Here is a 25,782-nt window from a genome sequence, read left to right as displayed (position 1 = left end):
TGGGTGCCAGATCCTCACGAAGATCTACCTGAATAACCATTCCTTGAAGGATTCAGCTTTGAGACCCTTCCCTCTGACTGCCGCAATCTGGGGTATTGTGTTGATCAGCGGCGTGGTCAACGTGCTTGCGCTGATCTCGCCGCTGTTCATGCTTCAGGTCTATGACCGCGTTCTGGCAAGTGGCAGCGTATCGACGCTAGTGGGGCTCGTCGTGCTTGCTACAGGGCTTTATGCGTTCCAATGCCTGCTCGACGTTTTGCGCGCCCGCGTGCTGCTGCGGATTGGCGAGCGTTTCGATGAACAGTTTTCCGGACGCGTTCACGATGCGATCGTTCGCCTTCCGCTTTTAACGCGCATGCCGGGCGACGGCTTGCAGCCGCTTCGCGATCTCGACAATATTCGCGGATTCTTAGGTGGAAACGGTCCGACAGCGTTCTTCGATCTGCCATGGATGCTGCTTTATCTTGGCATTTGCTTCCTTTTTCATTTCTGGATCGGCATGACGGCACTTATCGGGGCGATCGGTCTCACATCTCTGACACTCCTTACCAACACTCTCTCGCAAGGGCCGATACGCGATACCATTGACCACAACATGGTACGCAATGGTCTACTGGAAGCAGCGCGCCGCAATGCCGAGGTCGTGCAAGCTCTCGGTCTCGGAAAGCGGATCGCTGCCCGATGGCACAAGGCCAATGCCAAGTATCTGGCCGCCAACCGGAAAGTCGGGGACGTGGCAGGTGGGCTGGGTGGCATTTCAAAGTCGCTGCGCGTGCTGCTGCAATCGGCCATTCTTGCCGTCGGCGCGTACCTTGTCATCAGGCAGGAGACTACGGCCGGGGTCATGATTGCCAGTTCGATCACGATGGGGCGTGCGCTGGCTCCGGTCGATCTGGCCATTTCAAGCTGGAAACCCTTCCTCATGGCGCGCCAGGGTTGGGCGCGGCTGGAGGACCTCCTAGGAAAGGTTCCTGAAACCGCTCCTGTTATGCCAATGCCTGCACCTGAACGCGAACTCCGCCTCGAAGGCGTGACAATCGTTCCGCCCGGCGAAAGGAAGCCGACCGTGACCGGCCTTGCGTTTGCCGTTCAGGCGGGAAGCGCACTCGGGATCATCGGTGCATCGGGTTCGGGCAAGTCGACACTCTCGCGCGCCATCGTCGGCGCATGGGCGCCGGTCGCCGGAAAGGTTCGCATCGACAGCGCAAGCCTCGATCAATGGGACCGGGAAGCGCTAGGCCGTCATATCGGCTATTTGCCGCAAGGTGTTGAACTGTTCGACGGCACCATTGCCGAAAACATCGCTCGTTTTGAAGACGATCCTGACCCTGAGGCTATTGTCGCCGCGGCGAAGGCAGCGGGCACGCACGAACTGATCCTCCGATTTGAGCACGGCTACGAAACTCCGATTGGTGAGGCCGGATCGGCACTTTCCGCCGGGCAGCGCCAGCGTATCGGTCTTGCCCGTGCTCTTTATCGAGACCCTTTCCTTGTTGTGCTGGATGAACCCAATGCCAATCTCGATGCGGAAGGCGAGGCTGCGGTCGTTAAGGCGATCGCCTCCGTGCGCGAGCGCAAGGGCATTGCGGTTGTCGTTGCCCATCGGCCGAGCGCCATCCGCGCCGTGGATTTGGTGTTGGTGATGGAAGGTGGACGGCAGCGAGCATTCGGTGCGCGTGATGAAGCGCTTTCCAAAGTCCTTAAGGGGGCAGCGATGGCATCAGGCGCTGGGGTCAAGGCCATCGAGTCTACACAGGATAACGAGCGCGCTGACATGGAGGATCCCGGTGTCCGGCATTCATCAGAACAATGACGTTTCCAGGTCCATTCGCCGGCACCTGGTGGCGGGCCTGCTGGCGAGCGTGATCTTTGTGGGAGGAGCCGGAGCCTGGGCGGCCTTCACGAATCTCTCCGGCGCGGTTGTCGCGTCCGGACACTTTGTCGTCGATTCCTATGTGAAGACGGTGCAGCACCCGACCGGCGGGGTGGTGGGAGAAATCCTGGTGAGCGAAGGTGATAAAGTAAAAGCCGGCGACATCCTCATGCGGCTCGACGCCACCCAGACGCGCGCCACTCTCGCTGTAGTCACCAAGCGGCTCGATGAGCTGGCCGCCAACCTGGCACGACTCGAAGCTGAGCGTGACGACCTGGCGGAGATCGCCTTCCCGGACTGGCTGCTCGCCCGCAGAGATGTTCCGGACGTAGCTTCGGCAGTACATGGCGAGACGCGGCTGTTCGAATTCCGCAGACAATCCCGCGACGGAAGGCAGGCGCAGCTAGCGGAACGCATCACTCAGTATGAGCACGAGATCGAGGGGCTCAAGGCGCAGGAAATCGCTTCTGAGAAAAGCACCGAGATTCTCCAAAAGGAAGTTGCTGCCCTGAGTGGGCTGCGCGACCAAGGCATTGTCTCGGACCAACGCTTGAACAGCCTGAAGACGCAGGTTGCCACTTTCGGCGGCGAACGCGGTGAGAAGATTGCACATCAGGCACAGACGGCAGCCCGCATAGCCGAAACGCGCCTGCAGATCCTGCAGATCGATCCGGATTTCAAGACGGAAGTCGGCCAGGAGCTCAGAGAGGTTCAGGCGCAGGTTGGGGAGTATGTTGAGCGCAAGGTGGCGGCTGAACAGGAACTGCGACGGATCGATATTGTCGCGCCGCAGTCAGGCGCCATTCAACAACTCGCAGTTCATACGGTCGGAGGAGTGATCACGCCCGCCGATCCGATTATGCTAATCGTTCCGGAAGGCGACGATCTTGCGCTTGAAGCACGAATCACCCCGAAGGACATCGACCAAATCCAGCTTGGTCACAAGGCCGTGCTGCGGATGTCAGCCTTCAATCTGAGGACCACGCCGGTATTGAACGGATATGTCAGCCGGATCGCAGCCGATCTGGCGACGGACGAAAAAAACGGCGTTTCGTATTACCTGGTGCGTCTGTCGGTTCCGCATGCGGAACTGACGAAGCTCAAGGACCTGACGCTCGTGCCCGGCATGCCGGCCGAAGCGATGATCCAGACGGGCGAGCGTACGGCGCTTTCTTACTTTGTGAAGCCGCTGTCGGACCAAATCAGTCGCGCATTCCATGAGGAATGAGAGTGATCCACAGAAATATTTTGTTGGTATTCTTGTTGGTTGTTACGCATGCATGAGAGTCATAACCGTCTGAAAACACAACCATGCGTTCCTCAGTTGGATTGCGCCTCTGACTCAGATACGTGGTTCCGCGGTCATTTTGCCCTTGCAAGTCGCCGCCCATTCAGTTCTTGGCCTCGAGCGCATTAAGATACCCATCATCGTACACAAAGGCTGGAAAAGAGTCCGGTGTCTTGAGCGATCCTAGGTCTGGAGACCTAGGGTGAGCCTGCAAGCACAGGGCCAGGACATGATTGAGCGTCTGCAATATTCGGACAGGTGCATAGAAAGACAGGCAGGCGCCAAAGACGCGCTTTCAACGCACTAAATGCTGCGCACCCCGAGCGTCTTGCCGCCCTCGCTCCCGCCGGTAGGAATCAATCGCGAGCAGGCTGCGACGTTCATCGGCGTTAGCTCAACGACCTTTGATGAAATGGTCCAGGACGGCCGGATGCCGCAGCCACGAATGCCGAGCAAGGGGCGCATTGTTTGGGACGTCGAGGAACTTGTATTGGCGTTTCGAAAGCTCCCTCACCGCCAAATCGGAGGAGCACCAAAGCTTGACGAAGATTCGCCGCCACTAGACAATCCTTGGGATCGAAAACCACGAACATGACGGATGAGCCCGTGAAGGTCGATCTTAAGGGCGTAGTGAAGGACACTGATCGCCACGGCAATGATCGGTACTATTTTCGCGCACCGGGTCGGAAGAAGGTCCGGCTCCGTGAACCGACCGGCAGCGACGAGTTCCTCGAGGAACTGCGGTGCGCGCGCGCCGAGGTCACTTATGTTCGGCCCGGCACTCTTCCCGAGATTTGCCGGCGCCTCCCCAAGCCTTCCGAGCCAGCGAAGAAAGGCACGTTGCTGTGGCTTTGCCAGGAGTATTACCGTCGGGGCGGCACGGAAATCACCCAAGACACTATGGCGCGCCGACGAGCAATTCTGGAGCGCGTATGCGAATTACCTCATCCCCTCGAAGGTGACCCGGATCCTCAGTATCCCACCAAGGGATCTCTGCCATTCGCCGGTATGAAACGGTCTCATGTTAAGGAGATCAGGGACACCAGGCTCGACGCCCTTGGCGCGGCAAACAATATCGTAAAAGCCATCAGCGCGATGTTTGAGTGGGCAAAGGACACAGAGATTCCGGGCGTCGACTCCAATCCCGCCCGCGGCATCAGACGGCTAAAGAGCGGCGACGGCTGGCACCCATGGGACGTGTCGGAGATCGTTCAATATGAGAAGCGGCATCCGCTGGGTACCGCAGCCAGACGTGCGCTCTCGATCTTCATGTTTACTGGCCTGCGGTTGTCCGACGTCGCGATCTTCGGTCGACAGCACATCACGCTCGTCTACAACGAGGAGACCGAGCAGTGGGAGAAGTGGATCAGAATTAAGCCTGGGAAGACCAGTCGTAACAAGGATGCGGTGTTGGTGGAGCTCCCGCTTCTGCCCGAACTAGAGGCGGAACTTGAGCACACGCCCTCCGACCAGATGACTTTCCTGGTCAATGAGTATGGTCGCCCGTTCTCGGAGAACGGTCTGGGCAACAAGATGCGCCAGTGGTGTGATCAAGCTGAGCTGCCGCACTGCAGTGCTCATGGAATTCGCAAGGCCGGCGCGACGATCGCCGCTGAGAACGGCGCGACGCACGAGCAGCTGAAGGCGATATATGGGTGGACTACGTACCAGCAGCCCGACCACTACATTAAGAAAGCGCGTCGCCGGAAGGTAGCGAGAGCGGCGAAATACCTGCTGGTTATCGATCGAAAAGAGAACAAAATTGTCCCACTTTCTGAGAGGGTTGAAAGAGGTGGGACAAAAATGGCCAAAAAATCCAATTAAATCAACGGCCACAAAAGCCAATGGTGGGCCCGGAGGGACTCGAACCCCCAACCAAGCGGTTATGAGCCGCCGGCTCTAACCATTGAGCTACAGGCCCCACGGCGCTGGATTAGTGTTTTTCCCTGAACCGCACAAGGCTTTCCGAGGGCTTTCCGAGCAGGCGTTCCAAGGGGCTGGCAGAGATCGCCCAAATCAGCCCATATTGATAACCTATTGCACGTCGCCCATTGGACGCGGCCTACTCGGCTGCCTTGGGATCCCAGATCGAGGAGATTTTATGACCAGACGTATTTTGCCCCTGGCGATTGCCGCCGCAGTCGCATTTCCGGCGATCGCGGCCGCCGCCGATTCACCACCGCCGCCGCGTATCGTCGTCACCGGTGAAGGCGAGGCGGCGATAGCACCCGATCTGGCTCTGCTGACGCTCAGCGTCATGCGCGAAGCCAAGACGGCACGTGCAGCGCTCGATGCCAATAACGACGCCATGGCCGCGGTGATCGCTGCAATGAAATCATCCGGCATCAAGGAGCGCGACCTGCAGACCGCGGGCATCCAGATCAACCTGCGCTATAACTACACCAACAAGCCCGACGGCAGCCAGGAGGCCGAGCTTGTCGCCTATCAGGTGACCAACACGCTGTCGGTGCGCATCCGCGACATCGACAAGACCGGCGACATTCTCGACAAGGCGGTGTCGCTCGGCGTCAACCAGGGCGGCGGCATCTCCTTCTCCAACGACGATCCGGGGGCAGCCGTCACCGAGGCACGCAAGAAGGCCGTCGCCAATGCCATGGCCAAGGCCAAGACGCTGGCCGAAGCAGCCGGCGTCGGCATCGGCCGGGTCCTGGAAATCACCGACCAGAATTTCGCACCACCGCCGATGCCGATCAACGCCAAGGCATTCGATGCCGCCGGCGCGTCGGTCCCGGTGCAAGCCGGCGAGAATTCCTATACCGCACAGGTGACGGTGACTTTCGAATTGAAATGATCATCGCTTGCAGCGTGAAAAACCCCGGAGGATCGATCCTCCGGGTTTTTTTTAAGCCGCGCTTTCCGTCCTGGCGGAAAGGGCTCCGCTACTCTACCGGCTGCAAGTCAACCGGCCGCAGGCCCGAAGACCTTAGCGATAGATGATCGGACAGCCGCGCTCGTTGGCGAATACGATCACGACACGGTCGCCATACTGGCGGCCGGCGACCTTGACCGTGCGGCGGTTGATGTCGATGATGCGGGCGCGGTGCAGGCCCATGCGTTCGGCCTTGTCGATGGCACGCTCCGGCGAACAGGACCGGCGCCAGCCGCCATGACGGCGGTGTTCGCGATAGTAACCATCATCTTCGTCGCCGGTATAGACGCCGACGCGCGGATCCTGGTTGTTGCCGAAGCCGAGATAGATGCTGTCAGCATGAGCGGGGATGGCAGCAAGCGTGCCAAGGCCGACAAGAGCCGAAAGAGCCGCCGTCTTGATGGTGTTGAACATTGTCTTCTCTCCTTGTTGAGGGGTTTCAACTCGTTTTCGTCGAACCGATGGGAGGAGAATGCACCCGTCTGTCTGAATTTTTTGCGAACCGGCCGTTCATCTCCAGTTCATGAGGCAGAACCGGAATAGTCTCTCGCTTCTGAAGGCGGTGCTATAGACGGCGGTGCTACATAGGGTGGATAGCATGGTGGATGGACATCGTCCATTTTGCCGTCGGTTCCGGATTCTCGATTTGCGATAAAATCCTAAGGCTCGTCGGCGAGAATATGGTCGAAATAGTCGTCCGGCTCGGCAAGGTCGGTCTCGCTGGCGCTGACCCGGCCGCGCATCGAGATGCCGGCCTCGTGCACGGTCTCATCGCTTCCCGACACCAGCCTGTGCCACCAATAGAGATCGCGGCCCTCGGCGACCAGCCGGTAAGCGCAAGTCTTGGGCAGCCAGCTGATGGTGCGCACATTCTGCGGCGTCAGCCCGACACAATCCGGAACACGCGCCAGCCGGTTGGCATAGTCGGAACAGCGGCAGCTTCCAGCGTCGAACAGCCGGCAGCCGACGCTGGTCCAGTAGATTTCTCCGGTGTCTTCGTCTTCGAGTTTGGACAGGCAGCATTTGCCGCAGCCGTCGCAGAGTGATTCCCACTCGGCCGGGGTCATCGCCTCGAGCGTCTTGGTCTTCCAGAACGGCTTGTCCATTGTCGGCATGTGGCCCTCGGACGCCTCAAGGTCAAGCACGGCAACCCTTGCGCCTCGTCCGAACGATACGCCAGGAACATACGAATGACACGAAGTCGCCTTCAAAACGCCGGTCAATCGCCCTGTGCCACCGCTAAGACCTACAAACAGGAACCAAACATGATTGCTGAAAGTTTGGGCACGGATGGGAGGCCACAAGGAGTGTTTATGATGAAACGCCAACCACGGATTCTGGCAGGCACGGCGCTTGGCCTGTTGATGGCGTCCGCGCCGTTAGGCGCGTTCCCGCTGCAAGGCAATGCTGCATTCGGCCCCGCCCGGAACAGCGCAATGTTTATCCCGGCGCAGTCGAATTGTGCCGAGGGCGAATCGGCCGAAGCTTGCGCTCAAGGCGGAAAGTCGGAGCCGGAACAGAAGCCCGGCAAGAGGCGCGACCGGCAAAAACAATCCGAAGCGGCGCCCGCCGAACAATCGGGCGAGCCCGAGCAGAAGCCGCGCAGGAACAAGCGCGAGCAGCAAAAACAGAGTGAATCCGCGCCTGCCGAACAGCTCGCGCCTTCCGGCGAAGAGCAGCAAGGAAATCAACGAAGGAAGAAGAGGCAGCAGCAGATCGAAGCCGCTCCGGCTGACCAGCAGGCCGCACCTGCGAACGACGATCAGCAGCAACTCAAACCGCGCAGGAAGAAGCGCGACCAGCAGCAGATCGAAGCCGCTCCGGCTGACCAGCAGGCCGCGCCTGCGAACGACGATCAGCAGCAACTCAAACCGCGCAGGAAGAAGCGCGACCAGCAGCAGGAAGCTGCACCTGCTGAACAACCCGCCAGGCAGGTTGCGCCCGCGAACGACGATCAGCAGCAGCTCAAGCCGCGGGGAAAGAAGCGCGACCAGCAACAGCAGGAGGCCGCGCCTGCCGAACAGCCGGCCGAGCAGGCTGCACCCGCGAACGACAACAACGAGCAAGTCAATCCGCGCAAGAGGAAGAACAAGCAAGACCAGCAGATCGAGGCGGCACCGGCCGAACAGGCGCCGCGCAAGAAGGAACGCCCCGCCGGTGAGCCTCTCCCACAGGCCGAGCCACTTCCAACCGAGAAGCAAGCGGCTCCTGCTCAAGGCGAACAGCCCGAGAACCAGGCGAAAAAGCGTGGCAAGAAGCCCGTTGTGGAAGAGCCGGTGACCGGCGAACAGCAGCCCGCAACCGGTGAGCAGCCCACGACGACGGGCGAACAGGCAGCACCCGCCGAGGGTGGGCTCCCTGCTCAGGGCGAAGCCGCCGCCAACCCGAACGAGGCGCCCATACTGGACAGCCAGAAGGATGTCTTGCGCAAGCGCAAGGCCGGCAAGGAGCGCGGCCAAAATGCCGGTAAGCAGCAGGGCAACCAGCCAGCCCAGCAGGGCGAGAACCAGGTGGAAGCCCCGAAGCCTGCTCCGATCGAGGAGGGACCGCCACCTACCGACGACAAGGCAGCCCAGCAGGAGATCAAGCCTGAAAAGATCGTTCCGGTGACCGAGGAAAAAGGCAAGCGCGTCGAGCGTGCGCCCGACATCGAGGATGTTCGCCGCCGTCCGCGCCCGCAGGGCGCCAACGTCGTCAGGGAATTCGGCGACCGCGTCATCCTGCAGTTCAACAACCAGACCTTCGTGGAAAGCAGCGATGCCCCGCGCATGCACCGCGGCGCCAGGAATGTCTATTATGAGGACCTGTCGGGCGATCGCACCCGGGAAATCGTCGAGCGTGACAATGGTGTCCGGATCGTCACTATCCGCAACCGCTACGGCGACGTCATCCAGCGTTCACGCATCGCGCCTGACGGGCGCGAATATGTGCTGAGCTATGTCGACGAGCGCTACTATGACGATGATGCAGACTGGCGCGACCCGGGCGACGACCTGCCGCCGATGCGCCTTGCCATTCCGCAAGAGGAGTACATTCTGGATTCCGAAGAGGTCGAGGATCCGGACGACTATTACACCTTCCTCGAACGGCCGCCGGTGGAGAGGGTCCAGCGCCTCTATTCGGTCGACGAGGTCAAGCGCTCGGCCCGCGTGCGTGACATCGCCCGCCGGATCGACCTCGATACGCTCAACTTCGAGTTCGGTTCGGCTTCGATTTCCGACACCGAGGTCCAGAAGCTGGAGGGTGTTGCCAACGCCATGGAGAAGCTGCTGAAGAAAAACCCGGCCGAGACCTTCCTGATCGAAGGCCATACCGATGCAGTCGGCACGCCGGAAGCGAACCTCGCTCTGTCCGACCGCCGCGCCGAGGCGGTCGCCGAAGCCTTGACCAACGCCTTTGGCATCCCGCCGGAGAACCTGACGACGCAGGGTTATGGCGAGGAGTATCTCAAGGTAAACACGTCGGGACCCAATCGCGAGAACCGGCGCGTCGCCATCCGCCGGATTACCCCCCTAGTGGCGCCGGTGGCCAGCGCCCAATAAACCGCAATGTGAACCGCGCGATTTGATCAACCATTGAGTCGCGCGGTCATCAATCTTGAAACGCGCGGCTACCAATCCCAAATTCTGGACAGGGCGTTCCCTGCCCTGTCCCGACTCCAGCGGGACACGCGAGCCCCGCCGGTCCCCTCCCGGCGGGGTTTCGTTTTTTTAGGACCTTGCAAACCGCCGCAGCCTGCCCGAAATACGGCGCTCCGCAAAGAAGCCCGGAACCGTCACATGAAGCGCATCGAACTTGCCATCGAATCGATCATTCTCGCCTCGCGCTGGCTGCTGGTCGCCTTCTATCTCGGACTGGGCGCGGCACTTGCCATCTATGCCGTGTCCTTCGGCAAGAAGCTGTTCGAGTTCGTTCCCGTCGCCTTCACGCTCGATGACACCGACACCATCCTGAAAATGCTCGGCCTCATCGATGCCGCGCTGGTCGCCTCACTGGTGGTGATGGTGATCATCTCGGGCTACGAAAACTTCGTCAGCCGCTTCGATGAAAATGACGGCAAGGTGCATTGGCTGGGCACGATCGATGTCGGCTCGCTGAAGGTCAAGGTCGCCTCGACAATCGTAGCGATCTCCTCGATCCACCTCTTGCAGGTGTTCCTGAACTCGGTCTCCTACACGACCGACCAGCTGATGTGGCTGACCATCATTCATCTGGCCTTCGTCGCCTCGGCATTCATGCTTGCTTATATCGACCGGCTGATGGGCCTGGGCAAAGCCAAGAAAGCCGGGGAGTGAGCACGCGTCTGTGCCGGTCTTTTGAGGGATACTTCTGTAGGTAGATGCTTCCGTCAGTAGATAGCTTTGATTTTGGTATCAGTCCGGCCGAACACCTCGTCCGGCACAAAAAAGTCGCCGGCGAGCGGGCCTGTCGCGCCCGGCGCATAGGCCGAGAAATCGCTGACGCCCTCGGCGCGCAGCACTTCTTCGTCGATGTAGAAATTGCCGGTCGCCTCACGCGACGGCCTGACCAGGATGGCGTATGCCGCATCGGCCATGATGTCGGGCGAACGGCTCATCGCTGCCACCGTCGCTCCGCCCAGCAGGTTGCGCACCGCCGCCGTGTCGATGGTAGAGATCGGCCATAGCGAATTGACCGCGATGCCGTCCCTGGCGAACTCGGCGCTCATGCCCAGCGTGCACATCGACATGCCGAACTTCGCCATCGTATAGGCGACATGGTTCTTGAACCATTTGGCCTTCATGTCGAGCGGCGGTGCCAGGTTCAAAATGTGAGGATTTTCCGCCAACCTTAAGTATGGAATGCACATTTTGGAGACGAGAAAAGTGCCGCGCGTATTGATCTGGTGCATCAGGTCGTAACGTTTCATGTCGGTCTCCAGCGTGCCGGTGAGTTGGATGGCGCTGGCGTTGTTGATACAAATATCGATGCCGCCGAACCTCTCCACGGTTTTGGCGACGGCTTCGGCGACCTGCGCTTCCTCACGGATGTCGCACAGCGCTGGCAGCCCCTTGCCGCCGGCCCGCTCGATCTCTCGCGCCGCCGTGTAGATCGTCCCCGGCAGCTTCGGATGCGGCTCGGCGGTCTTGGCCGCGATCGTCACGTTGGCGCCGTCGCGCGCCGCGCGCAACGCAATCGCCAGCCCGATGCCGCGCGACCCGCCGGAGATAAATAGTGTCTTTCCCTTGAGCGACATCGTTGCGTCTCCTTGCAACATGAAAGACACGATCCTTGCGCGGCTGAGAACCGCCGCGCAAGGCCCAAGCCACCGCATGCGGGTTACGCTGCGTAGGCCTTGAGACAATTCGAGCTAGACCAGCACTAAGCCCTGCCGCATGGCGATGGCGATCGCATCGGTGCGGTTGGCGGCACCGAGCTTGGTCAGGATAGCCGCGACGTGGAACTTCGCCGTGTGCACGGAGATGTCCAGCCGTCGCGCGATAACCTTGTTGGGCGCGCCCTCGGCCAGCAGCGCCAGCACCTCGCTTTCGCGCGGCGAAAGTGTTGGCCGGGCGATGTGCCCATCAGTCGGTTCCTCATCGAACCGGTCGCTGTCATGGAAGGTAAAATCGTGCCGATCGGATAGAGCATGGCTGTCGCGCGAAATCCGGTAGCCCGCCGCCGCCAGCCGCGCGGCGGCGGCGATCAGCAGCTCGTCCGCTTGCACCGGCAGCACGGCAAACACTGTATCGGCCGGCCGTTCACGGGCCGCTCGCGATAATAGCAGCACGCGAGGCATAGCCGCGTCGAAGAGACCGCCTTGTACTCCATGGTCATCGACGATGGCGACATCCGCCGCCCCGCGCCCGTCGACGTCGCCCGCCAGAACCGGCCGCAGATCATCGGTCGCGGCGAGAGCCGCGGACAGACTTCGTGCGCGCTCGGCGTCAGCGAGCGCGATCAGCACCGTCAGCCGTCTGCCAGCGACCTCACCGCTTACCATCTATCCCTCAGCTCAGTGGCTTTTCACCGATGGTCAGGGAAACCTCACGATTCTCGCCGCCGCGCACCACGCCGAGTGTCACCAAGGCACCGGCACTGTCTGGCCCGAGCTTGTGGATCAGCTCGCGCGGGCCATGCACCGCCTCTGCGTTCCACGACACGATAATGTCGCCGAGGCTGAGACCGGCTGCTTTCGCCGGGCCGTTATCGTCCAGGCTCATCACCATGGCGCCCTGCGTATCACCATTGCGGACCGGATGCAGGCCGGCGCCAAGATAGCCGCGCGCCACATGACCCTTCTCGCGCAGCGTCGTGACTGCCCGTTCGATCGTTTCGTAAGGCATGACCAGTGCCCGCCGGCGTGGCCCGAACAGCAGCATGCCGATCAGTCCGCCCTTGGCGTCGAGCACAGGGCCGCCCTCGAAACGGCCGCCGGCATTGACGGCAAGGTTGATGCGCCGGTCGATCGTGCCGCCCCGCATCGAGCGCCAGGCCGGACCGACCTCGCCGACCGTGCCGAAGGTGGCGAGTGACGTACCGTCACTATTGCCCGCGATGATTGCCAGATTGCCCGGCCGCACCGCCTCCGCCTTTACCAGTGACGGGGCGCTCGGCGCGCCGGCCGGTTTCAAAACGGCCGTGCCGGTGGACGGGTCGCGGCCGACCAGTTCGGCCTTGACGGCTTGGCCCGAAGAAAACGTCAGCTCGATCTCCTCGCCGGCCTCGACCGCCTCCTCGGCAGTGACGAAATAGCCGTCCCGCCAGTGGAAAGCAGTTGACGTCCGGTGGTGCGTCGCGAAGCTGGCCGTCGCGGGTGCCGCAGCTGCCGCGATGTCGGCAATGGCGTCGGATAACGTGCTCAGATTGAAATCGCTCATGATTTGTCTCCTGGGTTCTTCGTGACCCAGATATCGCCCGGCAGGGTGTTGGCGGATACTCGCCTGACGGCTAGTTGAGCATTTGACTGGCCATCTGGTCAGGTCGCGGCCGGTCCGGCCGCTCCGCACATATAGGCATTGTTCATCTTGTTCCAAACGGAGTTCTCAGGTGGCCCTGCCTGCTCAGCAATTGCAATATGACGATGCCCTTCTCGATGCTTATTCGGCGACGGTCGCCGATGCCGTCGACCGCATCGGGCCCGCCGTCTGCCGCATCGAACGCATCGGTGGCCCGGGCGGCCATGGCTCCGGCTTCGTCATCGCGCCGGACGGGCTGGTCGTCACCAACTTCCACGTCGTCGGCGATGCGCGCAGCGTGCGCGTATCTATGCCGGACGGCGCCTCCAGGGAAGGCCGCGTGCTCGGCCGCGATCCCGACACTGACATTGCGCTGGTGCGCGCCGACGGTGACTTTGCCGACGTTGCGCCGCTTGGCGATTCCAAGCGTTTGAGGCGCGGCCAGATTGCAATTGCCATCGGCAACCCGCTCGGCTTCGAATGGACCGTCACCACTGGCGTCGTCTCGGCACTCGGCCGTTCGATGCGTGCCTCCACCGGCCGGCTGATCGACGACGTCATCCAGACCGACGCCGCGCTCAATCCCGGCAATTCCGGCGGACCACTGGTGTCGTCGGCCGGCGAGGTGATCGGCGTTAACACCGCGATGATCCATGGTGCGCAAGGCATCGCCTTCGCGGTTGCCTCCAACACGGCCAATTTCGTCATCTCGGAAATCATCCGCTTCGGCCGCGTGCGCCGTGCCTTCATTGGCGTTTCAGCCGACACCACCAACCTGCCGCGCCGCGCAGCTCTTTTGTCGCAAGTATCGAGCCGCACGGCGGTGCGCCTGCGCACCGTCGAAAAGAACAGCCCGGCGGACAAGGCCGGCCTCAGGGAAGGCGACATCATTGCCGCCATCGACGGCCGCCCGGTCACCGGTGTCGACGATCTGGTGCGCATGCTCGACGCCGAGCGCATCGGCCACGAGACGCTGTGCACGGTGGTGCGCCGCTCCGGCATTACTCAGGTCACGGTAATGCCAGTGGCGCGAAGCTGAGTGCTCGACCTTGATCCCGAACCGAAGGTCAGCGCAGCAAAGTGGGAACCGGTTTTTCGGACAACATCATGGTCAAACAAGATAGAGCCCATCCCGAACCTATCGGGATGGGCAGGCTCTATCGCGGCGCATAGATCCGGCCAAGCAGCGAAACCAGCAGCGCGGCCAGTTCGCCGGTCGGATCGAGATCCGGATCGAAAATGGTCATATCCATTCCGGTGCAGCGCGGATCCGCCACCAGCGCCGTGAGAATGTCGACGAGATCGTCAGGATCGATGCCGGGGCTGCCCGGTGAATCCACTGCCGGCATTACTGTCTGATCGAGCGCATCGACGTCAAAATGCACCCAGTGGGGCCAGCCGGTTCGCGCCAACGTGCTCCAGGTCTTGTCCAGGACCTTCGCCGCGCCAAGCTCGCGCACGGCAAAGACGTCGATCAACGTCATCGCGGTCGAATGGATGTCCGGCCAGGCGAAGTTGGCGTTGCGGTTCTCGCGTTCGCCGATCTGTATCACCTGTTCGTCCGCGACAAGCGGTCTTGCGATGCCGGGCCAGTCGGTCAGCAACGGCTCACCACGTCCGGTTGCGAGCGCAAGGTCCATGCCGGCGGCCGAGCCGAGTGAGGCGTTGACGTCGTAATTGCCCGGATGGCGGAAATCGCTGTGGCCATCAACATGGACCAGCGCAACCGGACCAGATCGCCGTGCTGCGGCCAGCGCGCCAAGCAGGACAGCGCAGTCGCCGCCCACGACCAGCGGGAACTCGCCTCGTCCCAGCGCGCCGGCAACGATTTCGGCGAGTGCGAGATTGAAGCTGCGTATGGCGTTGCCGTTGCGCAGCCGGGTGCCCGGCTGTGGCTCGGTGCTATAGGCGGGCCGATCAAGATCAACCACTTTGGCGGGCGAAAGCATCTCGACCAAGCCGGCTTCGGTAAGCGCCTGCGGCGCGCGCCAGGTCCCCGGAATATGCCCCGGCCGGAGCGGGCGGAGGCCAAGGTTGGAGGGTGCGCGGACAAGGCAGATTTCACGCATGGAGAAGGCCCAGGGTTGATTAACCCCTAAGCATAAACCGCAAAGGCGTGACCGGCCACGCGGCTAAAGCCCTCACCTCGCGTCTGCGGACAGTTCCTGCCAGCGGCCGCTGTCTCGCTCAGCCCGCCGCGCCATCGGCATATTGCGCTAGGAATTCCGGGCTCGGCGGGATCGGCTTGATGACGTCGATCAGCACGCCGTTGGGATCCCTGGTGATAAAGTGGCGCTGGCCGAAGGGTTCGTCGCACAGCGTTCGCAGGATCGGTAGCCCGGCGGCGGTGATCCGCTCATAGACGGCATCCGGATCCCTGACCTCGAAGTTGATCAGCAGGCCAGACGTGCGGCCCCGCCCTTCCTCCGGGATCGTCTCATGATCGCCCTGGACGATGCCGAGGTTGACGCGGCGGTCTTCGGCTGAGCGCAGATGCACGTACCAGTCGGCCTCAAACAGCGGCTTGAAGCCGAAATGCGCAACATAGAAGGCTGCCGTGCCGGCAACGTCGCTCGTCATCAGCACCGGATAATAGCTCGTCGTCCTCATCTTTCCTTCTCCCGGCGAATAACATACAGTCTGCATCTAAATTGAACTAACATACAGGCTGCATGTATGCAACAGGGATCCGCTCGCCGCTCCAACCGCGATCGCACCGAGGCGACACGCGCCGAGCTCATCGCCGCGGCGCGAAAACTGTTCACCGAAAAATCGTATGCCGAGACCAGCACACCCGAGATCGTCGCCGCTGCCGGGGTCACGCGCGGCGCGCTCTATCATCACTTTACCGACAAGCAGGCGCTGTTTGCCGCTGTGGTCGAACAGGAGGCGCAAGCCGTCTCGGAAGAGATCGAACGGGCGTCGCCGCCTTCGCTATTTGCCCGCGATGCACTGATTGCCGGCTCGGATGCCTATCTGGCTGCCATGCGTGCCCCCGGCCGAACTCGACTCTTGCTGCTTGATGGCCCGGCCGTGCTCGGCCGCGCCGCCATGGATGCGATCGACAATCGCCATGGCAACCGTTCGCTGCGCGAGGGCCTTATCGCCGCGATGCGGTCGCACTCCATGAAGAGATTGCCTGTGGAAGCACTGACCGCTTTGCTCGCCGCTGCCTTCGACCGCGCAGCGCTCGCCATTGAAGCTGGAGCCTCGATCGAGGACTATCGCGCCGTTCTCATGGCGCTGATCGACGGCCTGTCTCCGGCTCCTTCGCAGGCATCTCACCCGGCTCGAACTCGTTGAAACAGCCGAGCTGGCGCTTGAACTGGTCGATCAGCCAGGCGGCCGCCGGTTTCGGGCTGCGATCGGCGCGATGCATGGCATAGAGCGGCGAGCGGACTTCGCTGTAAGGCTCGAGATCGAGTTCGACGAGCCGGCCGTTCGCCAGATCATCGGCAATCAGCCATCGCGGCAGCCCGCCCCAGCCCAGCCCCTCGCGCATCAGCACGTGCTTGGTGCGCACATCCGTCAGCCGCCACGTGCGGTAGGCGAAGACGCCATAGTCACGCCCGCGCGTACGCTCGGATTGGTCCGAGACGACCAGTTGGATGTGTTCGCGGACATCCTCTAGCGCCACTGGTCTCGGCAGCAGCGCCAGCGGGTGTTCAGGCGCTGCAGCTGGCACCAGGGAGATGAAGCCGATGCGAAGCAGATTCACGTCCGTCTCACCCAGAAGCCCCCCGATGCCGAGATCGGCCTGTCCGCCGACAACATGATCGAGGATCAGGCCAAGCGAGCCGATATGCAGACGCAGCGTCACTGCCGGGAACTGCGCCTCGAATGCCTTTAGCACCCGAACCAGCACCGGCGACGGTAGTGTCACGTCGACCGACAGCGTAACTTCAGCCTCCAATCCCTGCCGGTATCCGTCGACACGCGAGCGGATGCGTTGCAGCACGCCGACCATGCGTCGCGCATCTTCCAGCGTCGCCTTGCCGACATCGGTCAGTTGCGGTTCACGCGTGCCCTCGCGCTCGAACAGCTTCAGCCCGAGCTGCGCTTCGAGGTTGGCGATAGCGTAGCTGATCACCGATTGCGCGCGATTCAATTTGCGCCCGGCGGCCGAGAAGCTGCCGGTCTCGGCCACCGCAACCAGTATCTGCAGTTGGTCAAGCGTCGGGTTCGGTTGCATCGTTCAATCCACAATTTAGATGGATCATATACAAAATATACCAGTTTTTCAAATGGGTCTGCGCACACATATTTGCCGGGAGATTTTAAGTCCAACCCCGGAGACCCATCATGTCGATCCTTCTTGTCACATCCAGCCCACGCGGCGCCGCCTCGCACTCGACCCGCATCGCCACCGAACTCGCCGAGAAGCTGCTTGCCGCCAATCCCTCGGCCAGGCTTGTCGCCCGCGACCTCGTAGCCAACCCGCTGCCGCATATCGACCCCGACTATTCGACCGGCATATATATGCCGGTCGAAGCACGCAGCCAGCGCCAGGCTGAGGTCGTCGGCGTTTCCGACACGGTGCTGGACGAGCTGTTTGCGGCCGACACCGTCATTCTCGCCACCGGCTTCATCAACTTCAACATCTCCTCGACGCTGAAGTCCTGGGTCGATCACATTGCCCGTTCCGGCAAGAGCTTTGCCTATGGCGAGAACGGCCCCAAGGGCCTCGTCACCGGCAAGAAGGTCTATATCGTGCTGGCTTCGGGCGGCATCTATTCCGAAGGTGCGGCCGTGCAGTTCGATCACGCCATTCCCTACCTGCGCAGCGTACTCGGCTTTCTCGGCATGAACGATGTCGAGGTCATCCGCATCGAAGGAGTCGGGATGGGCGCCGATGCGGTGGCAGCAGCGCTGGCCAAGGCCTCGGCCAAGGTCGACGCCATTGTGGCCGCGACCGGTAATGCCGAGCGCGTCGCCACCGCGGCGTAAAGCGTCAGCATCGTCTGAATTGTACAAGAGCAGGCGCCCGGCGCCTGCCCTTGTTGTCGTTGGCGACAACCTATTGTGGTGGGCCACACAACTGCCATTGGTTATTCGTCAGCCGTGGCAAGAAGGGGCTCATCCAGCCGGCGCTGAAGGTCCGCGGCCCGGAATATTTGCGCATCATCTATGGTCCCGAATATGACGCGCCCAACAATCTCGTGCGCCTCCGAGAACGCGGCCTGGCCGGCAAGCGCAGCCTTGGCGCTCAGAGAGTTCGCGCTTGGCCACGAAGCGCTAACGCGATTTGTCGCCAAGCAGCCGCTACGGGTTCACGAGTGTGTCTTCGCCGTGCTGGCGTTGGAAAGCGGGCCAATCGACCCAAGGCTGTCGTAGCCGATCTACCCGAAGATCTTTTCGCCTTGCTCGTCGACCAGTTGGATGCCCTTTTTGATCGAGATGTCGACAGCGTCGTCAAGCCCGGCAAAGCGGTCGGCGCGGATGAATTTGTGCTCCTTCATCACGCCGTCGATCTCCTTCGAAACCACGCCGCAGGTCTGGTACTGGCCCTCCGCCTTGTAGGGCGTGGCGCTGATCAAAAAGCCCTTGTGCTCGATCTGCTTTGCCGGCGCCGCTGTCTTTGGCTCGGCGGCTTCGTTGCCTCCGCCGAAAAGACGCTTCAGAAAAGACATGGGGGTATCCTCCAACGGCAATCATCCTGCACCACATAGCGCGGTGCAGGATGATTTTCAGTACCGGTCCTTGGCCGAGCGGGCAAGGGCCGCAACTGGCTTGGCACTCAGAGGTCAGTCGCGCGACAACGCTTCCAAGGCCTCTGCGGCAGCTTCCAATATGCTGATTGCCTCGGCCTGCTTTGCTTCAGGCGCATCGACGATTTCGCCGAGCGCGGCGCGCAGCCGGTGGCGCACGGCGCGAAACTTGTCGCGCTTTTCCGAGCGGCCGCGGCCGCGCCGGCCACCGTCGCCGTCATCGTTCCAGCCGAACCAGTCGCGCGCCTTTGCCATCTTGCGGCCGAAGCGCTCGAGATGTTCGAGCACGTGGTCGATCATCTCGCGATTTTCGTTGAGGTGCGCCTGCCCAGCCTCGGTGATTGAAAACACCTTCTTGTTGCCGTCCGCCGCAGAAACGGCGTAGCCGGCCTCTTCCAGGAAGGTCAGCGTCGGGTAGACCACGCCGGGGCTCGGGCTGTAGAAGCCGCTGGTGCGCTCCTCCAGCGCCTTGATGATGTCGTAGCCGTGCCGGGGCGCCTCGGCCAGAAGCGACAGCGTGATCAGCTTGAGGTCGCCGTCGGCCAGCATGCGCCCGGCGCGGAACATGTCGCCCGGCCCGCCGCGTCCGCCTCTCGTGCCATGCCCGAACGGGCCGAAGCCGCCGCCGCGTCCGCCGAACTTGCCGGCCATATGCATGAAAACGCGCTCGGCGTGTTCGCCAAAACGATCACCCCCGAAATGACTGTCTTTGTGCATTGTTTGCTCCTTGAGTTATGTCTTAAGATATATCTCACCTACGTATTCACAGCGGCGGGGTCAAGATATATCTTACGATGTATCTGAAGATAAGCGCCAGCAGGATTGGTTTTCGCCGGCAAGGGCGGTTAGGAAGCGCGCGAGGGGCCGAAGGCCACTCCCCAGGCGTCTAACGTGAAGCAACGCATCCACCCCCGTTCCGGGCAGTTACGCCGAAGACCGGCGAATGGATGCAAAGGTGACGAACCGGATGCTTCGGCGAAATCCCAGACGAATGTGAAAACCTCGCGCAGAAAGCTGCCTCCGACGCTGCTGCTGGTGCTGCCTGCGGTGCGCCGCATCGTCGGCTGGCTTCGCGACCCCGCGGCTTGATAGCGGGGCATGCGAAACGCTCGGTGCGGGAGGAATGGATACCTGTTACCAGCGGCCTTTGCGCCGGTTCCAGGCATAGAGCAGATCGGCGAACGATCATAGGCATAGCGCGTCAACGGCAGTGCGGCGGGATTGCCGAACAGCGTCGCCAACCAGCCCTCGCCCGGCGTTATCAGCCACACCGCAACTGCAACATCGGCGCCGACCAGCAATTTGCCACCGGCGTCGGTCGCATGCAGCCGACGCCGGATATCCTCCAGCCCTATGCCGTAGCGGGCCAACGCCGTCGGTTCGGTATTGATGTCGCGAAATTCGATCCGACCGGCCTTGACCGCCTCGATCAGCCGCCGTTTCTGCCGGCTGATGCCGGCATCACAGACCGGACAGCGCGTATTATACCAGACGGTCAGCAGAGGCTTGCTCATGTTTCGAAACGGCACCAGAGGGGCGCGCACCGACTATCCGGCAAACGCCATTGCGCCGCAACGCAACACGACAGCCGCGAAATGGCCGGCTAGGCCTGGAGCGCAACTTACCCGAGCGAGGTGATGATCTCGCGATAGGCATCCTCCGGGAAAGCCTTGAGTGTCCGCGTCCTGACGTTTCCGGCCGTCGCCAGCATCAGCGAGAAACGAGCCAGGACGGCATCGTCGGGCGCTTCGAGCACGGCCACCATGTCGCAATCCCCCATGGTGAGATAAAATGCCTTGAAGGACCCGCCCATGTCGCCCAGCAGCTTCTTGGCGGCATCGAGCCGCTTCGGCGATTCGCGCACGTTTTTGGCGCCTTGCTCCGTCCAGTTGATCAGCACGATGTAAGTTGTCATGGCACACCTCCCTCCGGTGCCACGGAGCGCGGCGTCCAACCGCCGGGGCGGGCATCCGGGTTTGTCGCCCAGAGAATGCGTCCGTCGCGGAATTATCCTCTCGTAGTGCACGACCCGCAAGAGCGGCGCGTTCAATCGTGATCGCCTGTGCCCAAACGGAAAAGGGCGCCACCGGCGCCCTTGAAACTGCTTCTCCGTCACCCGGCCTCAGCTGTCGAGGAAGCTCCGCAGCTTGCGCGACCGGCTCGGGTGTTTGAGCTTGCGCAGCGCCTTGGCTTCGATCTGGCGGATGCGCTCGCGGGTGACCGAGAATTGCTGGCCGACCTCTTCAAGCGTGTGGTCGGTGTTCATGCCGATGCCGAAGCGCATTCTGAGCACGCGCTCTTCGCGCGGCGTCAGCGAGGCCAATACACGCGTCGTCGTCTCGCGCAAATTGGCCTGGATCGCCGCGTCAATCGGCAGGATCGCCATCTTGTCCTCGATGAAGTCGCCGAGATGCGAATCCTCCTCGTCGCCGACCGGCGTTTCGAGCGAGATCGGCTCCTTGGCGATCTTCAGCACCTTGCGCACTTTTTCCAGCGGCATGGCGAGCTTTTCCGCCAGCTCTTCCGGCGTCGGCTCACGGCCGATCTCATGCAGCATCTGGCGCGAGGTGCGCACGATTTTGTTGATCGTTTCGATCATGTGCACCGGAATGCGGATGGTGCGCGCCTGGTCGGCGATAGAACGGGTGATCGCCTGCCGGATCCACCACGTCGCGTAGGTCGAGAACTTGTAGCCGCGGCGGTATTCGAATTTGTCGACCGCCTTCATCAGGCCGATATTGCCCTCCTGGATCAGATCGAGGAACTGCAGGCCGCGATTGGTGTATTTCTTGGCGATGGAAATGACGAGGCGCAGATTGGCCTCGACCATTTCCTTCTTGGCGATCGCGGCTTCGCGCTCGCCCTTCTGCACCTGGTTGACGATCTTGCGGAATTCCTGGATCGAAATCGCCGTCTCGGTGGCGAGGTTCTGGATCTCGGCGCGCAGGTCGCGGATGGCGTCCTTCTCGTTCTTGGTGAATTCCTTCCAGCCGCGTGAAGTCAAATTGCCGATCGAGCGAGTCCAGTTGGGATCGAGCTCCGAGCCCTGATATTCTTTGAGGAATTCCTCGCGGCGCACACCATAGCTTTCGGCCAGCCTGAGCAGCTTGCCTTCGTTCTGCACCAAGCGCTTGTTGATGTCGTAGAGCTGCTCGACCAGCGCCTCGATGCGCGCCGTGTTCAAGGACAGCGACTTCACCGCCTTGATCAGTTGGTCCTTCAATTCCTTCAGCCGGCGGTCCTGACTGGGCGACAGCGTGCCGGCGGCAGCCAGCCGGTTCTCGACCTGCTGGTCCTGCAGCTTGCGCAGTTTCTTGTAGGTGTCGGCAATGACGTCGAGCGTCTCCATCACCTGCGGGCGCAGTTCGGCTTCCATCGCCGCAAGCGACAGGCTCGCCTCGTCATCGTCTTCCTCGTCATCGTCCACCAGGCCACGGGTGTCGCCGCCGACGTTGGTGATGTCGTCCTCGTCCTCGCGCGAACGGCGCGACTTTTCCTCGGTCTTGGCTTCCTCGATACGCTCGACAACCGGCGCCTGCTTGGCCTCCGGCCCGGCATAGGTCGCCTCGAGGTCGATGATCTCGCGCAGCAGGATCTTCGATTCGTTGAGCTCGTCACGCCAGATGATGATGGCCTGGAAGGTCAGCGGGCTTTCGCACAGGCCCGCGATCATCGTCTCGCGGCCGGCCTCGATGCGCTTGGCGATCGCGATTTCGCCCTCGCGCGACAGAAGCTCGACTGAGCCCATCTCGCGCAGATACATGCGGACCGGATCGTCGGTGCGGTCGGTCGGCTCTTTCTTGGTCGTGGTGGCGGCGACGGCGGTGCCGGTCTGCTCGGCGAGTTCGTTCGCGTCTTCCTCGGCGTCAGCGGCAGTATCGGCGGCTTCGGGCTCCTCGCCCTGCTCGTCGTCCTCGACCACGTTGATGCCCATGTCGGAAAGCATGGCCATCGTGTCCTCGATCTGCTCGGAGGTCACTTCCTCCGAGGGCAGCACCGAATTCAGCTCGTCCATGGTGACATAGCCGCGCTTCTTGGCGGCCTTGATCATCTTCTTGACAGCATCGTCGGAAAGGTCGAGCAGAGGGCCATCGGTCGCGGCCTCGCGTTCGGTCTCGACTTCTTCCTTTTCCTTTGTCGCCATAGTCTTTATTTTCTCCAAGCGGCTGAGTATCAAAGCCGCGTAAGCTGCCGGTCCGGTCAAAATGGATGCGCTCTTTCCAGAACGCGCTTTACCGGGCCAGTAACTGCATCTCTCGTTAAGTCCAGATTAACCCTGATATCTGTGGCAAGCAGACTGCCTGTCCAGTGATCAGTACCTTACATCGCTGCATTCCCGTCGATGCCGGGGCGGGTTAACGTTTCGAATCGACCTGATTCCGCCATTCTGCCGGAAGGTCAAGCGCCTCTCGCATGATTCGCATGAAAAAAGCGAATCAATTACCCGACTTAGAGCACCGCACGCTTGATTCCAACGCGCAAGCACGTCCTTACATTTCAGTCTTCTGGAGGCTTCGATCTAAACGCGCCCAGCTCTGCCCGACGATACGCCAAACCCTTCGATCAGCGCTTCCGTTGCCTGCACATCACGAAATTGCGCCTGGATTTCGACCAGGTGCCGGTAATTTTCGTCCGTGGGATCGCTGGCGAGCGCTGCTTCCGCCTGCTTCAGCTCCTTATGTAAGGTGCGCGCGCTGCGCTGCAAGTGGAGAGCTTGGCTGAACGCATCACGAGCATCGTCGAGTGCTGCCGTTTCCAGCGCCGGCCATTGCCGCGCACGTTTGATCAGCGCCACCGCGCGCTGCCAGATCTCACCACAGCCGGCCCGCTCGATCGTCGCGATTACAGCCTCGCGGTTGTTGGCCATATCGTGCGCCATGGCGTCAAGGATGGCCGCGTGCAGCCGCTTCAGATCGGAATTGGCGAGATCGAGGAACTCGACATGGGCGAAATTCTCGTCGATCAGCACGGGATGGTTGACGAGGGCCGTAATGATCGTCGCCTCGCGCACCGACATGCCCTCGCCGCCGCGTTTGACCAGCGCCGAGCGGCCGAGGCTTTCGGTGATCGCGGTGCGCCCACCGGCACCGCCGCCACGTGCAAACTGTCCGCCGGGTGCTGAGACCCTGCCCGGGAAGCGCTCACCGGGCCGTCCGTCCTGACGTCCCCGGCGTCCGCGCTGGGCACCGAAGAAGCTCTGCACGCGCTCGCGCATTTCCTGTTGGTAGTGATAGCGAAGGCTCTCGTCGCGGATGCGGCTGGTCAGTTCGCGCAGCGTCTTTTCGAGCTCCGCCCGCCGTTCCGGCGTATCGAAGATGCCGCCGGCGGTCTCGCGCATCCACAAGAGGTCGGCCAGCGGCCGCGCCTCGGAAAGCACGGCGCGGAACGCATCCGGTCCGTCACCCTTGACCAGATCGTCGGGATCCTTGCCCTCCGGCAGCAGGGCGAAGCGCACGGAGCGGCCCGCCTGGACCGCCGGCAGCGCCATGTCGGCGGCGCGCCATGCTGCCTTCAGCCCGGCCTGGTCGCCGTCGAAGCACAGCACCGGCTCGCCGGCCATGCGCCACAGAAGTTCGAGCTGGTTTTCAGTCAATGCGGTGCCGAGCGGCGCCACCACGTTCTCGAAGCCGGCCTGCGCCAGCGCGATCACATCCATGTAGCCCTCTACGGCAATGACCGTGCCGCCCTTGGCCAGCGCTCCCTTTCCGAGCGCTTGGCGCGCACGGGCGAAATTGTAGAGCACGTTGCCCTTGTGGAAGAGCTCCGTATCGGGCGAGTTCATGTATTTGGCCAGCGCATCCGGCGCCAGTGCCCGCCCGCCGAAGGCGATGATCTTGCCCCTGGAATCCGGGATCGGGAACATGATGCGGTCGCGAAACCAATCATAGGAAACCGGCACGTCGTCGCCATGTCGCACCAGCCCGCACGCCTCGATGTCGGCCTTGGGGACACCCTTGGCGGCAAGGTGCTCCTTCAGCGCGTTGCGGCTGTCGGGGGCATAGCCGAGGCGGAAAGACTGCTGCGTCGCCGGTGTCAGCCCCCGGTCGCGCAGGTAGGCGCGGGCCTTTGCCCCTTCCGGTCCCTGCAGCCGTTCCTGGAAGAACACCGTCGCCATCTCCATGACATCGGTCAGGCTGGCGCGTTCCTTTTCGCGCCGTTCCTCATCGGCATCGCGAACCGGCATCGGCACGCCGGCCATGTCGGCGATCTTCTCGACGGCCTCGGGAAAGCTTATCCCATCGAGTTCGGTCAAAAACTTGAAATGGTCGCCCGAAACCGAGCAGCCGAAACAGTGATAACGGCCCTTCTTGTCCTCGCAATGGAAGGACGGGCTCTTCTCGCCATGGAACGGACAGCACGCCCAATAATCGCCACGCGGCGCGTTGGTCTTCTTCCTGTCCCACGCGACGCGCTGGCCGATCACCGAAGAAATCGGTATGCGGTCGCGTATCTCGTCGAGGAAAGCAGGCGGAAAGCGCATGGGGACAGCTCGTTTGGGCTTCATATAATCACACGGGCGAAGCCCGACGACTCCTAATGGCGACCATACCCGGTTTTCACAGGTCAAAAAGAGAAGGCGGCCCGCGGACCGCCTTCGTGATCTAAACCGGCGCAGCGCCGGTCAGCCGTTCCGCTCACTGCGCGGCGATGGCACCGAAGATCACGCCGGAGAGAACGCTTACCAGCAGATAGTCGTTACCGACCCGGATCCATTCCTGACCGGGACCCGGACGGCGCAGGCCATAGTGGCGATAATCGCGAATCGGCTGATGACGCTTCCAGCTCGAATATCTCTGGCCGTTGCGCCAATGGCTGCGCCTCACGACGATCTTCGTCTTCTTCACTACGACGCGCTTGGTCACGTCGACATGCTTGTTCACATGCCTGCCGGGCTTCTGCCAGTCGACCTGGCTGTAGTTCGACTGCGGCGCGTTTGGTGTGTTCAGGGGTGCAGCCTGGCCCTGCAAGGCGGTTGCAGCCAGCATCGAGAAGGCAATGGCGGAAAGAATGATACGTTTCATGGCGGGTACTCCTTGGTTGTCGATGCCTCGGAATAGAGCCGGAAGGATGAACCGAAACTGAATGCATAGATTACGTTTTCGTAA

General features: G+C 61.9%; 26 protein-coding genes, 1 tRNA gene and 2 pseudogenes. 12 read left to right on the top strand and 17 right to left on the bottom strand.

All coding sequences use genetic code 11. The features are described 5' to 3' along the window. Positions 1 to 43: 43 nt before the first annotated feature. From NKI79_RS16710 to NKI79_RS16700, 3 genes are all read left to right on the top strand, one after another. The gene (locus tag NKI79_RS16710; protein ID WP_352802828.1) at positions 44 to 1,813 is read left to right on the top strand and encodes a type I secretion system permease/ATPase; all 1,770 of its coding nucleotides are present in this window, start codon (positions 44 to 46) and stop codon (positions 1,811 to 1,813) included. Further along, complete coding sequence (locus NKI79_RS16705) at positions 1,788 to 3,101, top strand: HlyD family type I secretion periplasmic adaptor subunit (protein ID WP_352802825.1); 1,314 nt, start codon at positions 1,788 to 1,790, stop codon at positions 3,099 to 3,101. Before NKI79_RS16710 ends, NKI79_RS16705 begins: the two co-directional genes overlap by 26 nt. 666 nt (positions 3,102 to 3,767) lie before the next feature. Beyond that, positions 3,768 to 4,985, top strand: a complete 1,218-nt coding sequence (locus tag NKI79_RS16700; RefSeq protein WP_352646903.1) for a tyrosine-type recombinase/integrase — start codon at positions 3,768 to 3,770, stop codon at positions 4,983 to 4,985. A gap of 21 nt (positions 4,986 to 5,006) precedes the next feature. Here the strand turns inward: NKI79_RS16700 and NKI79_RS16695 are convergent. Further along, positions 5,007 to 5,082: transfer RNA gene (locus NKI79_RS16695), tRNA-Ile, on the bottom strand. 180 nt (positions 5,083 to 5,262) lie between these two features. On the opposite strand from NKI79_RS16695, the gene NKI79_RS16690 reads away from it, so the two are divergent. Further along, positions 5,263 to 5,973, top strand: a complete 711-nt coding sequence (locus tag NKI79_RS16690; RefSeq protein ID WP_352802824.1) for an SIMPL domain-containing protein — start codon at positions 5,263 to 5,265, stop codon at positions 5,971 to 5,973. A 132-nt stretch (positions 5,974 to 6,105) separates the two neighbouring features. Here NKI79_RS16690 and NKI79_RS16685 read toward each other — a convergent pair whose 3' ends face one another. From NKI79_RS16685 to NKI79_RS16675, 3 genes are all read right to left on the bottom strand, one after another. Continuing rightward, positions 6,106 to 6,465 (bottom strand): hypothetical protein, encoded by a 360-nt coding sequence (locus NKI79_RS16685; RefSeq protein WP_023678277.1) that lies wholly within the window; start codon positions 6,463 to 6,465, stop codon positions 6,106 to 6,108. Positions 6,466 to 6,710: 245 nt separating this feature from the next. Continuing rightward, positions 6,711 to 7,157 (bottom strand): YcgN family cysteine cluster protein, encoded by a 447-nt coding sequence (locus NKI79_RS16680; protein ID WP_254820372.1) that lies wholly within the window; start codon positions 7,155 to 7,157, stop codon positions 6,711 to 6,713. A 273-nt stretch (positions 7,158 to 7,430) separates the two neighbouring features. Beyond that, entirely contained in the window at positions 7,431 to 8,252 is an 822-nt protein-coding gene (locus tag NKI79_RS16675; RefSeq protein WP_352477770.1) for a hypothetical protein, read from the bottom strand. 75 nt (positions 8,253 to 8,327) lie between these two features. On the opposite strand from NKI79_RS16675, the gene NKI79_RS16670 reads away from it, so the two are divergent. Together NKI79_RS16670 and NKI79_RS16665 are read left to right on the top strand one after the other, a co-directional pair. Further along, positions 8,328 to 9,593, top strand: coding sequence for an OmpA family protein (locus NKI79_RS16670; protein ID WP_352477771.1), 1,266 nt, complete (start codon positions 8,328 to 8,330; stop codon positions 9,591 to 9,593). Positions 9,594 to 9,830: 237 nt separating this feature from the next. Beyond that, positions 9,831 to 10,346 (top strand): TIGR00645 family protein, encoded by a 516-nt coding sequence (locus tag NKI79_RS16665; protein ID WP_254820365.1) that lies wholly within the window; start codon positions 9,831 to 9,833, stop codon positions 10,344 to 10,346. 53 nt (positions 10,347 to 10,399) lie between these two features. Here NKI79_RS16665 and NKI79_RS16660 read toward each other — a convergent pair whose 3' ends face one another. The 3 genes from NKI79_RS16660 to NKI79_RS16650 form a co-directional block, all read right to left on the bottom strand. Then, on the bottom strand, positions 10,400 to 11,266 hold the full coding sequence (locus NKI79_RS16660) for an SDR family oxidoreductase (protein WP_352477773.1): 867 nt from the start codon (positions 11,264 to 11,266) through the stop codon (positions 10,400 to 10,402). 114 nt (positions 11,267 to 11,380) lie between these two features. Further along, entirely contained in the window at positions 11,381 to 12,013 is a 633-nt protein-coding gene (locus NKI79_RS16655) for a helix-turn-helix transcriptional regulator (protein WP_254820363.1), read from the bottom strand. Between the two features lie 7 nt (positions 12,014 to 12,020). Continuing rightward, entirely contained in the window at positions 12,021 to 12,890 is an 870-nt protein-coding gene (locus NKI79_RS16650; protein ID WP_352477775.1) for a S1C family serine protease, read from the bottom strand. A 169-nt stretch (positions 12,891 to 13,059) separates the two neighbouring features. Between NKI79_RS16650 and NKI79_RS16645 the strand changes: the two genes are divergently transcribed. Then, positions 13,060 to 14,007, top strand: coding sequence for a S1C family serine protease (locus tag NKI79_RS16645; RefSeq protein ID WP_254820361.1), 948 nt, complete (start codon positions 13,060 to 13,062; stop codon positions 14,005 to 14,007). A 118-nt stretch (positions 14,008 to 14,125) separates the two neighbouring features. Here NKI79_RS16645 and NKI79_RS16640 read toward each other — a convergent pair whose 3' ends face one another. Both NKI79_RS16640 and NKI79_RS16635 read right to left on the bottom strand, forming a co-directional pair. Then, complete coding sequence (locus NKI79_RS16640; RefSeq protein WP_352477778.1) at positions 14,126 to 15,037, bottom strand: arginase family protein; 912 nt, start codon at positions 15,035 to 15,037, stop codon at positions 14,126 to 14,128. Positions 15,038 to 15,155: 118 nt separating this feature from the next. Beyond that, positions 15,156 to 15,578 carry a VOC family protein gene (locus tag NKI79_RS16635; protein ID WP_352477780.1) on the bottom strand — a complete coding sequence of 141 codons (423 nt, stop codon included), beginning with the start codon at positions 15,576 to 15,578 and terminating at the stop codon, positions 15,156 to 15,158. Positions 15,579 to 15,644: 66 nt separating this feature from the next. Between NKI79_RS16635 and NKI79_RS16630 the strand changes: the two genes are divergently transcribed. Continuing rightward, on the top strand, positions 15,645 to 16,271 hold the full coding sequence (locus NKI79_RS16630) for a TetR/AcrR family transcriptional regulator (RefSeq protein WP_352477782.1): 627 nt from the start codon (positions 15,645 to 15,647) through the stop codon (positions 16,269 to 16,271). On the opposite strand, the gene NKI79_RS16625 is transcribed toward NKI79_RS16630, so the two are convergent. Further along, a complete protein-coding gene (locus NKI79_RS16625) occupies positions 16,204 to 17,160 on the bottom strand; it encodes a LysR family transcriptional regulator (protein ID WP_352477784.1) in 957 nt (318 codons plus the stop codon). The genes NKI79_RS16630 and NKI79_RS16625 overlap by 68 nt on opposite strands. A 110-nt stretch (positions 17,161 to 17,270) precedes the next feature. Between NKI79_RS16625 and NKI79_RS16620 the strand changes: the two genes are divergently transcribed. The 3 genes and pseudogenes from NKI79_RS16620 (at position 17,271) to NKI79_RS16610 (ending at position 18,302) form a co-directional block, all read left to right on the top strand. Further along, positions 17,271 to 17,915, top strand: a complete 645-nt coding sequence (locus tag NKI79_RS16620; RefSeq protein WP_254820355.1) for an FMN-dependent NADH-azoreductase — start codon at positions 17,271 to 17,273, stop codon at positions 17,913 to 17,915. 50 nt (positions 17,916 to 17,965) lie between these two features. Further along, positions 17,966 to 18,115, top strand: a pseudogene (locus NKI79_RS16615) (hypothetical protein); the annotation flags it as partial. After that, positions 18,096 to 18,302: a hypothetical protein gene (locus NKI79_RS16610; RefSeq protein WP_352802822.1), complete on the top strand. Its 207-nt coding sequence runs from the start codon at positions 18,096 to 18,098 to the stop codon at positions 18,300 to 18,302. The pseudogene NKI79_RS16615 and the gene NKI79_RS16610, both read left to right, overlap by 20 nt. 5 nt (positions 18,303 to 18,307) lie before the next feature. Here the strand turns inward: NKI79_RS16610 and NKI79_RS16605 are convergent, their stop codons facing one another. Continuing rightward, positions 18,308 to 18,598 carry an HlyU family transcriptional regulator gene (locus NKI79_RS16605; RefSeq protein WP_023678291.1) on the bottom strand — a complete coding sequence of 97 codons (291 nt, stop codon included), beginning with the start codon at positions 18,596 to 18,598 and terminating at the stop codon, positions 18,308 to 18,310. 114 nt (positions 18,599 to 18,712) lie between these two features. After that, positions 18,713 to 19,393 (bottom strand): PadR family transcriptional regulator, encoded by a 681-nt coding sequence (locus NKI79_RS16600; protein ID WP_352477788.1) that lies wholly within the window; start codon positions 19,391 to 19,393, stop codon positions 18,713 to 18,715. A 174-nt stretch (positions 19,394 to 19,567) separates the two neighbouring features. Between NKI79_RS16600 and NKI79_RS16595 the strand changes: the two genes are divergently transcribed. Next, the gene (locus tag NKI79_RS16595; protein WP_352477790.1) at positions 19,568 to 19,765 is read left to right on the top strand and encodes a hypothetical protein; all 198 of its coding nucleotides are present in this window, start codon (positions 19,568 to 19,570) and stop codon (positions 19,763 to 19,765) included. Between the two features lie 45 nt (positions 19,766 to 19,810). Here NKI79_RS16595 and NKI79_RS16590 read toward each other — a convergent pair. The 5 genes and pseudogenes from NKI79_RS16590 to NKI79_RS16570 form a co-directional block, all read right to left on the bottom strand. Beyond that, positions 19,811 to 20,190 (bottom strand): annotated as a pseudogene (locus NKI79_RS16590) (thiol-disulfide oxidoreductase DCC family protein). A 107-nt stretch (positions 20,191 to 20,297) separates the two neighbouring features. Then, positions 20,298 to 20,591 (bottom strand): GYD domain-containing protein, encoded by a 294-nt coding sequence (locus NKI79_RS16585; RefSeq protein ID WP_352450720.1) that lies wholly within the window; start codon positions 20,589 to 20,591, stop codon positions 20,298 to 20,300. A 207-nt stretch (positions 20,592 to 20,798) separates the two neighbouring features. Then, the gene (gene rpoD / locus NKI79_RS16580) at positions 20,799 to 22,820 is read right to left on the bottom strand and encodes an RNA polymerase sigma factor RpoD (RefSeq protein WP_023678297.1); all 2,022 of its coding nucleotides are present in this window, start codon (positions 22,818 to 22,820) and stop codon (positions 20,799 to 20,801) included. A gap of 375 nt (positions 22,821 to 23,195) precedes the next feature. Next, a complete protein-coding gene (dnaG, locus tag NKI79_RS16575) occupies positions 23,196 to 25,157 on the bottom strand; it encodes a DNA primase (RefSeq protein WP_352802820.1) in 1,962 nt (653 codons plus the stop codon). A gap of 154 nt (positions 25,158 to 25,311) precedes the next feature. Further along, on the bottom strand, positions 25,312 to 25,698 hold the full coding sequence (locus tag NKI79_RS16570; RefSeq protein ID WP_352802817.1) for an RcnB family protein: 387 nt from the start codon (positions 25,696 to 25,698) through the stop codon (positions 25,312 to 25,314). Positions 25,699 to 25,782: the final 84 nt, after the last annotated feature.

Origin of the sequence: Mesorhizobium sp. M0340, from assembly GCF_040321535.1 — a bacterium.
Taxonomy (GTDB): domain Bacteria; phylum Pseudomonadota; class Alphaproteobacteria; order Rhizobiales; family Rhizobiaceae; genus Mesorhizobium.
The sequence above is the reverse complement of the archived record's forward strand: the minus strand, read 5'-3'. Positions and strand labels throughout refer to the sequence as shown.